This is a genomic window from Streptomyces sp. SudanB5_2050 (assembly GCF_964272335.1).
GTDB classification, from domain to species: Bacteria; Actinomycetota; Actinomycetes; order Streptomycetales; family Streptomycetaceae; genus Streptomyces; species Streptomyces rochei.
This window is the reverse complement of the sequence record NZ_OZ186760.1, coordinates 3201536-3213034: the sequence shown is the minus strand read 5'-3', so window position 1 is coordinate 3213034 and position 11499 is coordinate 3201536. Positions and strand designations below refer to the sequence as shown.

The following is an 11499-nucleotide window of genomic DNA, read 5'->3' as shown; positions in this document are numbered from 1 at the left end:
CTCATCGGCTCCCCGGGGCGGAGCCGGGGGCGGCGGGGCCCTGGACTCCGGCGGCGCGGGCCAGTTCCAGGTCGAGGGCCTCGCGGCGGATGCGCTGGTCGATGTAGAGGAGCACGGTGACGCCCGCCGTGATCGGGAAAGTGATCATGGAGCCGATCACCGAGCCGATGCCGCTGACGATCAGGAAGGTCCAGCCGAGGTCGCCGGTGCCTTCGAGGAAGCCGCCGACTCCGCCGCCGCTGAGGGCCGCGGCGAGGAAGGCGAAGGGGATCACGATGATCGACGCGACGACGTTCGCGATGACCGCCGCCAGCAGCTGGATGCCGAAGACGCGCCACCAGGAGCCGCGCACCAGCTTCGTGGAACGGCCCATGGCCTTCTTGATGCCCTGCTTCTCCAGCATCAGGGCCGGGGAGGCCAGCGAGAAGCGGACCATGAGCCACACCGCGACGACGGCGCTCGCCAGCAGGCCGAGGACGGTCAGGGCCACGCCGGCCCCGCCGCCGCCCGCGACCGCGACGATCAGACCGGGCGCCATACCGACCGTGACGAGGCCGGCCACGATCAGCAGGAGCATCAGGATCAGGCCGAACAGCTTCGCCACCTGCGGTCGGGCGTCGCGCCAGGCTTCGCCTATGGTCACCTTCCTGCCGAGTACGGCGCGGCTGGTGACGGTGGTCAGCAGCGCGGTGGCCAGGACCGTGCCGATCAGGGAGACCAGGAGGACGACGCCCGAGTTGATCGTGGTGTCGGCCATGGCGTCGCCGAGTTCGCTCAGCGTGGCGTCGGGGTCGTTCAGGGCCTCGGAGGTGGCGTCGTCCAGGACGAGGCCCTGGAGCAGCACGACGACGATCTCCGTGAGGACCGCGACGGTCAGCGAGATGCCGAGGACCGTACGCCAGTAGGTGCGCATGGTGGAGACGGCGCCGTCGAGGATCTCGCCGACGCCCAGCGGACGGAGGGGGATGACGCCGGGCTTGGCCGCGGGCGGCGGGCCTCCCCAGCCCCCGCCCCAGCCGCCGCCGTAGCCGCCGGGCGGGCCGTAACCGCCGTAGCCGCCGCCGGGGCCGCCGTAACCGCCGGGTGCGCCGCCCTGGCCGCCGGGGGGCGGGGTGCCCCATCCCGGGTTGGGCGGGGGAGGCGGCGGTGCCTGGCCGGGGCCGGACGGGGCGGACCACTGGCCGGGAGGCGGCTGCTCCGTGGACCACTTCGTGCCGGGGCCCGTCGGTTCCGTGCCCGGCCGGTCCGCGGGCTGCGCGGGCCGGTCGGGACCGCCGGGGCGGTCGGCGGGCTCGGCGGGGCCGGACGCGCCGGGCTCCCGCCCGTCGGACGGGGAGGATCCGGGCGAGGCCCAGCCCGGAGTGTCGTTCATCGTCGCTCCTTCACGGTGCCCGTCCGCGGTCGCGGCGGCAGGTTGGCAGCCATCGTGCCATGGGGTGCTCGGCGGCGGACCGGGCGCGGTAGGGGCTGCGCACCTTCAATTGTCCGCCGGACAGGGGGCAGACTGACCGCATGGCTGATGAGGACGCGCACAACGGCGAGGACAAGCGGCCGACCGAGATCCCGGCACTGCGCTGGGAAGAACCACCCGAGGGCCCGGTGCTGGTCCTGCTGGACCAGACCAGGCTGCCGGCCGAGGAGGTGGAGCTGGTCTGCACGGACGCGTCCGCGCTGGTCGAGGCGATCCGTTCGCTCGCCGTCCGTGGCGCGCCGCTGCTCGGCATCGCCGGTGCCTACGGCGTCGCGCTCGCCGCCGTCCGGGGCTTCGAGGTGGCGGAGGCGGCGGACGCGCTGGCCGGAGCCCGACCCACCGCGGTGAACCTGGCCGTCGGCGTACGGCGGGCGCGGGCCGCGCACCAGGAAGCGCTGGCCAGGACCGGGGACCCCCGGCAGGCCGCCGCCGCGGCACTGGCCGCCGCGCGGGCGCTGCACCGGGAGGACGCCGAGGCCAGCGCGCGGATGGCAGCGCACGGGCTGGCGCTGCTGGACGAACTGCTGCCCGCGGGCGGGCACCGCGTCCTGACGCACTGCAACACCGGTTCGCTGGTGTCGGGAGGTGAGGGCACGGCCTTCGCGGTGGCGCTCGCCGCGCACCGGGCGGGCCGGCTGCGGCGCCTGTGGGTGGACGAAACGCGCCCGTTGCTGCAAGGTGCTCGCCTGACGGCCTACGAGGCGGCGCGCAACGACATGCCGTACACCTTGCTCACCGACAACGCGGCGGGTTCCCTGTTCGCGGCGGGTGAGGTGGACGCGGTGCTGATCGGCGCCGACCGCATCGCGGCCGACGGATCGGTGGCGAACAAGGTGGGGAGCTATCCGCTCGCCGTGCTCGCGCGGTACCACCACGTGCCGTTCATCGTGGTGGCGCCGGTCACGACGGTGGACGAGGGCACGCCGGACGGGGCGTCCATCGAAGTGGAACAACGCCCCGGATATGAAGTGACCGAGGTCACAGCACCCCAGGTGCCGGTGACGGGAGCGGGAGGCGGGATTCCGGTGGCACCCCTGGGGACTCAGGCGTACAACCCGGCGTTCGACGTGACTCCGCCCGAGCTGGTGACGGCGATCGTCACCGAGGAGGGCGCGGTCTCGCCCGTGACCACCGAGGCCCTCGCCGAGCTGTGTGCCAGGTCACGCCAGGTCACGATTAGCTAATGGGATGATGGCGTTTATGAAGGGACGAGTCCTTGTCGTCGACGACGACACCGCACTGGCCGAGATGCTCGGCATTGTGCTGCGTGGTGAGGGTTTTGAGCCATCGTTCGTAGCCGACGGCGACAAGGCGCTGGCCGCCTTCCGGGAGACCAAGCCCGATCTGGTGCTGCTCGACCTGATGCTGCCCGGCCGGGACGGCATCGAGGTGTGCCGCCTGATCAGGGCCGAGTCGGGTGTGCCGATCGTGATGCTGACGGCGAAGAGCGACACCGTCGACGTCGTGGTCGGTCTCGAGTCGGGCGCCGACGACTACATCGTGAAGCCGTTCAAGCCGAAGGAGCTGGTGGCCCGCATCCGGGCCCGGCTGCGCAGGTCCGAGGAGCCGGCGCCGGAGCAGCTCGCCATAGGCGACCTGGTCATCGACGTGGCCGGTCACTCCGTGAAGCGGGACGGGCAGTCGATCGCGCTGACGCCGCTGGAGTTCGACCTGCTGGTGGCGCTGGCCCGCAAGCCGTGGCAGGTGTTCACCCGCGAGGTGCTCCTCGAACAGGTCTGGGGCTACCGGCACGCCGCCGACACCCGCCTGGTCAACGTGCACGTCCAGCGGCTGCGCTCCAAGGTCGAGAAGGACCCGGAGAAGCCGGAGATCGTGGTGACCGTCCGTGGTGTCGGTTACAAGGCCGGGCCGAGCTGACATGAGCAGGGACAGTGCCGCTTCGGCGCCCGGCCGTTCCGGGGCCCGCGCCGGACGGCCTGTCGGCCCCCCGCCCGCCGGTTCCCGCTGGAGCCGGCTGCTCGAGGGCGGGCTGCTGCACGGCGGGGTGCAGGGCAGCCCGGTGCTCCGCCTCTTCATGCGCTGGGTGCGGCGGCCGTTGCTGCCCGTGATGCGGCTGTGGCGCCGCAACATCCAGCTCAAGATCGTCGTCACCACACTGCTGATGTCGCTCGGCGTGGTGCTGCTGCTCGGTTTCGTCGTGATCGGCCAGGTGCGCAACGGGTTGCTGGACGCCAAGGTGAAGGCGTCCCAGAGCCAGGCCACCGGCGGGTTCGCGGTGGCCAAGCAGAAGGCCGAGGAGGCGGCGAGCGTCACCGGCGACGACGGAGTGTCCGCCGGGGACGGCCGTCCCTCGCAGAACGTCATCCAGTGGATGAGCGAGCTGGTGAAGTCGCTGTCCAGCGGTGGCCAGGGCGCCTTCGACGTCGTCACCCTCCCCATGGGCGGGGACAGCGGCAGCGGACGCGGCCCGCGCGCCTCCGGCGTGGTCAGCTGGTCCGCCAGCGTGCCCGAGGAGCTGCGGGAGCGGATCGACGGCAGCACGGCGGCGGCGCAGAGCTACACCCGCATCGTCTACGACTCCGACGAGCCGTCCCAGCCCGGCCTGGTCATCGGCAAGCAGGTCAACGACCCGAACGGCGAGCCGTACCAGCTCTACTACCTGTTCCCGCTGACGCAGGAGGAGAAGTCCCTCAGCCTGGTCAGGGGCACCCTGGCGACGGCCGGGCTCTTCGTCGTCGTACTGCTGGGGGCGATCGCCTGGCTCGTGGTGCGGCAGGTCGTCACGCCGGTGCGGATGGCGGCCGGCGTCGCCGAGCGGCTGTCCGCCGGGCGGCTGCAGGAACGGATGAAGGTCACCGGCGAGGACGACATCGCGCGGCTCGGCGAGGCCTTCAACAAGATGGCGCAGAACCTCCAGCTGAAGATCAGCCAGCTGGAGGACCTGTCGCGGATGCAGCGGCGGTTCGTCTCCGACGTGTCGCACGAGCTGCGGACGCCGCTGACGACCGTGCGGATGGCCGCCGACGTCATCCACGACGCGCGGGTGGACTTCGACCCGGTGACCGCGCGGTCGGCCGAACTCCTCGCCGACCAGCTGGACCGGTTCGAGACGCTGCTCGCGGACCTGCTGGAGATCAGCCGCTTCGACGCCGGCGCCGCGGCCCTGGAGGCCGAGGCGATAGACCTCCGGGAGGTCGTGCGGCGGGTCGTCAGCGGGGCCGAGCCGCTCGCCGAGCGCAAGGGCACGCTGATACGCGTCGTCGGCGACCAGCAGCCCGTGGTGGCCGAGGCCGACGCCCGGCGCGTGGAGCGCGTGCTGCGCAACCTCGTCGTCAACGCCGTCGAGCACGGCGAGGGCAACGACGTGGTGGTCAAGCTCGCCGCGGCCGGCGGCGCGGTCGCCGTCGCGGTGCGCGACTACGGCGTCGGGCTCAAGCCGGGGGAGGCCACCCGGGTCTTCAGCCGCTTCTGGCGGGCCGACCCGGCACGCGCGCGCACCACCGGCGGCACGGGGCTCGGTCTGTCCATCGCCCTGGAGGACGCGCGGCTGCACGGCGGCTGGCTGCAGGCCTGGGGCGAGCCCGGCGGCGGTTCGCAGTTCCGGCTGACGCTGCCCAGGACCGCGGACGAGCCGCTGCGGGGCTCGCCGATACCGCTGGAGCCGACGGACTCCCGGCGCAACCGGGGGCTGGGCGACGCCGGTCCGGGCGACGCCGCGACGTGGGACGCGGGGAGCGCGGCCACCGTCCCGACGCAGACGTCGGCCGCCCAGGCGTCCTCGGTGTCCGCGCGGGGCCCGATCCCACCGCGGTCGGCGACGGTGGCACCCACCGCCGACCCGACGGCCCTGCCCGGCAACGGTGCGCGCGTGGTGCCGCGGCCCCCGTCGGGCGCCCGGAAGCAGGACGGCGGTCCCGCGCCGGAGGTGGCGAGCCGCCCGGACGCCGGACCCGAGAACAGCAGCAGGCAAGGGGAGGCAACTCGTGGGCGCTGACCGCGAGGGGAGCGGCCGGCGACCGGCGCGCGCGGTGACGTACGCGGTCTGTGGCGTCGTCCTGCTGGCGGGGTGTGCGTCCATGCCGGACAGCGGGGACCTGCGCGGGGTGGACTCCACGCCGCGACAGGACCCCCAGGTGCGGGTGTTCGCGATGCCGCCGCGGGAGGACGCCCCGCCCACGGAGATCGTCCAGGGCTTCCTCGAGGCGCTGACCAGCAACGATCCGCAGTACGAGACGGCGCGCAAGTACCTGACGGGCGAGGCGGCCGAGACCTGGCGGCCGGAGCGGTCGACGACGGTGCTGGCGGGCGGTCCGGGGACGGAGACCGACCACTCGGGCAACCGGGAGGAGGCCAACGACTACTCGGTCACCCTGACCGGCACCCGGGTCGCCACGGTGGACGCGCAGCAGTCCTACACGCCGGCGGAGGGCGAGTACCGGGAGGCGGTCCACCTCACCCGGGACGGCAAGAACCGGCAGTGGCGCATCGACGTGCTGCCGCAGGGCGTCATCATGGGCAAGTCGGACTTCCAGCGCACCTACATGTCCGTCAACAAGTACTTCTTCGCCTCGAACACCTCCCCCACCACGCAGGCCGGCACCGGTCGGCAGCCGGCCGCCGTCGCCGATCCGGTGTACGTGCGCCGGCTCGTGGACCCGATGACCCAGGTGGTGAGGTCCCTGTTCAGCGGGCCGACACGGCTGCTGGGCCCCGTGGTCAGGTCGAGCTTCCCCACCGGCACGGCGCTGGCGAAGAACTCCGACCCGCTCACCCCCGACGACCACAACAAACTGACGGTGCCGCTGAACGACCGGGCGGCCGGTGTCGGCAGGGACACGTGCGACGAGATGGCGGCGCAGCTGCTGTTCACCGTGCAGAGCCTCACCCCGGTGGTGGACGAGGTCGAACTGCGCGCGGGCGGCAGGCAGGTGTGCTCGCTCACCGAGGACCGGGCCGAGACGGTCGCCACGCGCGGTTCGGCCCACCGGCCCGACTACCTGTACTTCGTCGACGACCGGGATCGTCTGGTGCGCATCGCCGCCGGCAGCAAGGGGACGCGGGCCGAGCCCGTTCCCGGGGCGCTGGGCGAGGGAGCGGTGGGCCTGCGGTCGGTCGCGGTCTCCCGCGACGAGCACAGCGCGGCCGCCATCGGCCTCGACAACAAGTCGCTGTACGTCGGCTCCCTGGTGACGGGCGGTTCGCTCGGCGAGCCCGTGCTGGTCAGCAAGGGCAAGACGGAGCCGGACCGGCTGACGCCGCCGAGCTGGGACTCCCAGGGGGACCTCTGGATCGCCGACCGCGACCCGGCCGACCCCCGGTTGCTGCTGCTGAGGGAGGGCGCGGGCGAGCCGGTCGAGGTGCGGACGCCGGGGCTGGACGGGCGGGTCCAGGCGGTGCGGGTGGCCGCCGACGGCGTACGGATCGCGCTCATCGTGGAGAAGGACGGCAAGCGTTCGCTGCTCATCGGGCGGATCGAGCGGGACGGGAAGGCGGGTGAGCAGTCCGCCGTCACCGTCCTCGAACTGCGCTCCGCCACCCCCGAGCTGGAGGAGGTCACGGCCATGTCCTGGGCCGGTGACAGCCGGCTCGTGGTGGTCGGCCGGGAGCGCGGCGGCGTCCAGCAGATCGGGTACGTCCAGGTGGACGGCTCCACGCCGGAGGCCTCGGTGCCCGCCGCGCTGACCGGGGTGAAGGAGATCGCCGCGACGGAGGACGAGACGCTGCCGCTGGTGGCGTACTCGGAGGACCTGATCGTGCGGCTGCCGTCCGGGCTGCAGTGGCAGAAGGTGACGGAGGGGACGGCGCCGGTCTACCCGGGCTGACCCGCCCCGCGCGGCTTCCGCGGTTTTCCACAGGGCTGGTGGCGAGGCGCGGGCGTGGGCACAGTGGTGGCCGTGCGGGAATGGTGGCGGGACCTCACGGACCTGGTGCTGCCGGCCGAGTGCGGAGGCTGCGGCAGGGCCCGGTCGGTGCTGTGCGCCGGCTGCCGTACGGCGCTCAGCGGCGCACCGCCGCGCCGGGTGCGGCCGGCGCCGGAGCCGCCCGGGCTGCCGCCGGTGCACGCCGCCGCCCCCTACGCCGACGCGGTGCGGGCCGCGCTGCTGGCCCACAAGGAGCGAGGTGTGCTCGCCCTCACGGCACCGCTCGGCGCGGCGCTGGCCGGCGCCGTGCGGGCCGGGCTGCGGGAGGCGGGGGCAACGACGGCGGAACCGGCGGCGCGGGCGGGTGGCCGGGAGGACACGGCGGAGGGGACCGGCGTCCCGGAGCCGGCCGCGGGGGACGTGCGGGGGCCCGTGCTGCTCGTGCCCGTGCCGTCGGCGCGCCGGGCGGTGCGAGCGCGCGGGCACGATCCGGTGCGGCGCCTCGCGCTCGCCGCCGCGGCGGAGCTGAGGCGGACGGGCACGTCGGTCCGGGTGCGGGCGGTGCTGCGGCAGCGGCACGCCGTGGCCGACCAGTCGGACCTCGACGCCCGGCAGCGCTCGGAGAACCTGGCCGGTGCGCTGGCCGTGGTGCCGGGCGGTGGCCGGCTGCTGTGCGCCGGTGGGCCGGTCGTCCTCGTCGACGACCTGATGACGACCGGCGCGTCGCTGGCGGAGGCGGCGCGGGCCGTGCGCGCGGCGACGGCCGGGAAAGGGCCCCGCGCCTCTGAGCGGACGACGGGTCCGGGGACGTACATGACGGCGAAATCGGCTGTGTATTCGTCGGCGGCAGGGGAAGGCAGAGAGGAACGGAAGGCCGGGCCCCGAATGTCGGGCCCGAACGGAGGCGATGGCGTGGTCCGGGAAACGATCCGCGCGGCGGTGGTCGCGGCATCACCAGATTCCTTCGAAATAAACCGGAACTGACTGAGAACTTATGTCGTTGCAGATGATGAGAGCATCAAATCACCGGAACGGAGGTACCCCGCGGTAGAGGGTGACGACATCCGTCCGGGCGAGATATGTTCGGTTGTGAGGAAAGCCGCAGGCCACACCCTCTTGAATCCGAATGCCCGGTGCGGGTTCCACCCTCATCACCCGCGCCGGTGGAGTGGAGACACCGCCCACGGGGGAGGAGGTGGACGTCACCGAGTCCGAGGTTCCGGAATGGCCCGGGACCTGGTGCGAAAGGGAGATGCTCCGCCGTCGAAGCGGAGCGATCCGGGAACGGAGTTCTGCGTGGACATCGTCGTCAAGGGCCGCAAGACCGAGGTGCCCGAGCGGTTCCGGAAGCACGTGGCCGAGAAGCTGAAGCTGGAGAAGATCCAGAAGCTCGATGGCAAGGTGATCAGCCTCGACGTCGAGGTGTCCAAGGAGCCGAACCCCAGGCAGGCCGACCGCTGTGACCGAGTGGAGATCACGCTCCGCTCCCGCGGTCCGGTCATCCGGGCGGAGGCGGCGGCGAGCGACCCCTACGCGGCGCTCGACCTGGCGGCGGAGAAGCTCGGCGCCCGGCTGCGCAAGCAGCACGACAAGCGCTTCTCGCGCCGAGGCGCGCGCCGGATCACGGCGGCGGAGGTCGCCGACCACGTCCCCGGCGCGGCGACGCTCAACGGGAACGGCGAGGTCGTCCCCGAGGAGCAGCAGGACGCGGTGCCCACCAAGAAGATCGGCTCGCTCGAGGTCCAGGGCGACGGCCCGCTCGTCGTCCGCGAGAAGACCCACGTGGCCGCGCCGATGAGCCTCGACCAGGCGCTCTACGAGATGGAGCTGGTCGGGCACGACTTCTACCTGTTCGTCGACTCCGAGACGAAGGAACCCAGCGTCGTCTACCGGCGGCACGCCTACGACTACGGCGTGATCCACCTGACCACGGACACGATGGTCACCCAGGCGAACGCCCCCGAGGCGGGCGATGCGCTCGGCGGCTGACGCGGCCGGATGACAGCGGAACCGGGTGCCCCTGGAGCGCGTGCGCGCCCCCAGGGGCACCGGTGTGCGACGGTGCGCGAGGGTGTGCGACCTCTTCGTGGCCCGCACGTCACCCCGGTCCCGGCCGGGCATGGAATCATGGCGGCAACGGCTCAACCGGTGGGACGTTGCTCTGGGTTGGCGATGGCTCAGGACTGCAGGCCACTGCCTTCAGGGGGAGGATCGATGGCGGAGACTTTCGGACCGATGCGGGGCGAGGGCGTCGACCACGGGATCGACGACGGCGCTGCCGGCATGGGCCCGGACGCGGCCTCTGCGCGCGAGGAACCGATCAGGGTCCTGGTCGTGGACGACCACGCCCTCTTCCGCCGCGGTCTGGAGATCGTCCTCGCCGCGGAGGAGGACATCCAGGTGGTCGGCGAGGCCGGTGACGGCGCCGAGGCCGTGGAGAAGGCCGCCGACCTGCTGCCGGACATCGTCCTGATGGACGTGCGGATGCCCAAGCGGGGCGGGATCGAAGCCTGCACCTCCATCAAGGAGGTGGCCCCCAGCGCCAAGATCATCATGCTGACGATCAGCGACGAGGAGGCCGACCTCTACGACGCGATCAAGGCGGGGGCGACGGGCTATCTCCTCAAGGAGATCTCGACCGACGAGGTCGCCACCGCCATTCGCGCGGTGGCCGACGGACAGTCGCAGATCAGTCCCTCCATGGCGTCGAAACTCCTCACCGAGTTCAAGTCGATGATCCAGCGGACCGACGAACGCCGGCTGGTGCCCGCGCCGCGGCTCACGGACCGCGAACTGGAAGTCCTCAAGCTCGTCGCCACGGGCATGAACAACCGCGACATCGCCAAGGAACTCTTCATTTCCGAGAACACCGTGAAGAACCACGTGCGCAACATCCTGGAGAAACTGCAACTGCACTCCAGGATGGAGGCCGTCGTCTACGCGATGCGGGAGAAGATCCTCGAGATCCGGTGACCCCCGGCGCGGATCAGCCGAGGAGCCGCGCCAGCTCCCGGGTGAGAGGCTCGCGCAGCTCCGGTGCCTCGACCCTTTCCACCCGTACGTCCGTGCAGTCCACCCAGCCGGCCGCCTCGACCAGGGCCTGGGCCACCGGGGCGGCGGCCTTGACGCCGTCCAGGGTGACCTGCTTGGCGACCAGGGTGCGCCCCTCGCGCCCCGGGTCCACGCGGCCGACGAGCCGGCCCCCGGCCAGCACCGGCATCGCGAAGTAGCCGTGCACCCGCTTCTGCCTGGGCACGTACGCCTCCAGGCGGTGGGTGAAGCCGAAGATCCGCTCCGTGCGCGCACGCTCCCAGATCAGGGAGTCGAAGGGCGAGAGCAGCGTCGTGCGGTGCCGCCCGCGCGGCGGTGTCGCCAGTGCCTCGGGGTCCGCCCAGGCCGGCTTGCCCCAGCCCGCCACCGTGACCGGGACCAGCCCCGAGTCCGCGATCACGGCGTCGACGTGCTCGGCCTTGAGACGGTGGTAGTCCGCGATGTCCGCGCGGGTGCCGACGCCCAGGGACCGGCCGGCCAGGCGGACCAGGCGGCGCAGGCACTCGGTGTCGTCCAGGTCGTCGTGGAGCAGCGCGGCCGGGACCGCGCGCTCGGCCAGGTCGTACACCCGCTTCCAGCCGCGGCGCTCGACGCAGACCACCTCGCCGTACATGAGCGCGCGCTCGACGGCGACCTTGGTGCCCGACCAGTCCCACCAGTCGTTGGTCTTCTTGGCGCCGCCCAGCTCCGTCGCGGTGAGGGGGCCCTCGGTGCGCAGCTGCTTGACGACCTGGTCGTAGGCGCCGTCGGGGAGCTGGTGGTTCCAGTGCGGGCGGTTGCGGTAGGCGCGGCGGCGGAAGGCGAAGTGGGGCCACTCCTCGATGGGGAGGACGCACGCGGCGTGCGACCAGTACTCGAAGGCGTGGGTGTCCGTCCAGTACGCGGACTCGACGGTCTTGCGGCCCACCGCGCCCAGGCGGGCGTACGGGACGAGCTCGTGGGAGCGGGCGAGGACCGAGATGGTGTCGAGCTGCACCGCGCCCAGGTGACGGAGGACGCCGCGGACGCCTGCGCGGCGGTCGGGGGCGCCGAGGAAGCCCTGGGCGCGCAGGGCGATGCGGCGGGCGTCGTCTGCGGAGAGTTCCGTGGTGGGGGGCGGGAGGGTCGTCATACGTCGGCACGATAGGGGGTGGGTCTGACAGTGGGGGCGGGTTC

The 11499-nt window shown here is 72.8% G+C and carries 9 protein-coding genes; 7 read left to right on the top strand and 2 right to left on the bottom strand.

Annotated elements, in window-relative coordinates:
• Position 1 precedes the first annotated feature (1 nt).
• Positions 2 to 1372 carry a glycerophosphoryl diester phosphodiesterase membrane domain-containing protein gene (locus tag ACFZP7_RS14275; protein ID WP_385634545.1) on the bottom strand — a complete coding sequence of 457 codons (1371 nt, stop codon included), beginning with the start codon at positions 1370 to 1372 and terminating at the stop codon, positions 2 to 4.
• 140 nt (positions 1373 to 1512) lie between these two features.
• Here ACFZP7_RS14275 and mtnA point away from each other — a divergent pair, with 140 nt between their 5' ends.
• The 7 genes from mtnA (at position 1513) to ACFZP7_RS14240 (ending at position 10266) form a co-directional block, all read left to right on the top strand.
• Positions 1513 to 2655, top strand: coding sequence for an S-methyl-5-thioribose-1-phosphate isomerase (gene mtnA, locus ACFZP7_RS14270; RefSeq protein WP_385634544.1), 1143 nt, complete (start codon positions 1513 to 1515; stop codon positions 2653 to 2655).
• A 4-nt stretch (positions 2656 to 2659) separates the two neighbouring features.
• Entirely contained in the window at positions 2660 to 3349 is a 690-nt protein-coding gene (mtrA, locus tag ACFZP7_RS14265; protein ID WP_191862447.1) for a two-component system response regulator MtrA, read from the top strand.
• A 1-nt stretch (position 3350) separates the two neighbouring features.
• Positions 3351 to 5426 (top strand): MtrAB system histidine kinase MtrB, encoded by a 2076-nt coding sequence (gene mtrB, locus ACFZP7_RS14260; RefSeq protein ID WP_385634543.1) that lies wholly within the window; start codon positions 3351 to 3353, stop codon positions 5424 to 5426.
• Positions 5416 to 7254, top strand: coding sequence for an LpqB family beta-propeller domain-containing protein (locus ACFZP7_RS14255; protein ID WP_127445700.1), 1839 nt, complete (start codon positions 5416 to 5418; stop codon positions 7252 to 7254). The genes mtrB and ACFZP7_RS14255 overlap by 11 nt, the downstream gene beginning before the upstream one ends.
• Before the next feature lie 54 nt (positions 7255 to 7308).
• Positions 7309 to 8277 carry a ComF family protein gene (locus ACFZP7_RS14250; RefSeq protein ID WP_385634542.1) on the top strand — a complete coding sequence of 323 codons (969 nt, stop codon included), beginning with the start codon at positions 7309 to 7311 and terminating at the stop codon, positions 8275 to 8277.
• A 312-nt stretch (positions 8278 to 8589) separates the two neighbouring features.
• Positions 8590 to 9282, top strand: coding sequence for a ribosome hibernation-promoting factor, HPF/YfiA family (gene hpf / locus ACFZP7_RS14245; protein ID WP_019325737.1), 693 nt, complete (start codon positions 8590 to 8592; stop codon positions 9280 to 9282).
• Positions 9283 to 9507: 225 nt separating this feature from the next.
• On the top strand, positions 9508 to 10266 hold the full coding sequence (locus tag ACFZP7_RS14240; protein ID WP_019325736.1) for a response regulator transcription factor: 759 nt from the start codon (positions 9508 to 9510) through the stop codon (positions 10264 to 10266).
• A gap of 13 nt (positions 10267 to 10279) precedes the next feature.
• On the opposite strand, the gene ACFZP7_RS14235 is transcribed toward ACFZP7_RS14240, so the two are convergent.
• A complete protein-coding gene (locus tag ACFZP7_RS14235) occupies positions 10280 to 11455 on the bottom strand; it encodes a winged helix-turn-helix domain-containing protein (RefSeq protein WP_385634541.1) in 1176 nt (391 codons plus the stop codon).
• Positions 11456 to 11499 lie beyond the last annotated feature (44 nt).

Excerpts from the sequence above, each read along its gene's own strand:
- ACFZP7_RS14275 (WP_385634545.1), bottom strand. The coding sequence starts at position 1,372 with ATGAACGACACTCCGGGCTGGGCCTCGCCCGGATCCTCCCCGTCCGAC.
- mtnA (WP_385634544.1), top strand. The coding sequence starts at position 1,513 with ATGGCTGATGAGGACGCGCACAACGGCGAGGACAAGCGGCCGACCGAG.
- mtrA (WP_191862447.1), top strand. The coding sequence starts at position 2,660 with ATGATGGCGTTTATGAAGGGACGAGTCCTTGTCGTCGACGACGACACC.
- mtrB (WP_385634543.1), top strand. The coding sequence starts at position 3,351 with ATGAGCAGGGACAGTGCCGCTTCGGCGCCCGGCCGTTCCGGGGCCCGC.
- ACFZP7_RS14240 (WP_019325736.1), top strand. The coding sequence starts at position 9,508 with ATGGCGGAGACTTTCGGACCGATGCGGGGCGAGGGCGTCGACCACGGG.
- ACFZP7_RS14235 (WP_385634541.1), bottom strand. The coding sequence starts at position 11,455 with ATGACGACCCTCCCGCCCCCCACCACGGAACTCTCCGCAGACGACGCC.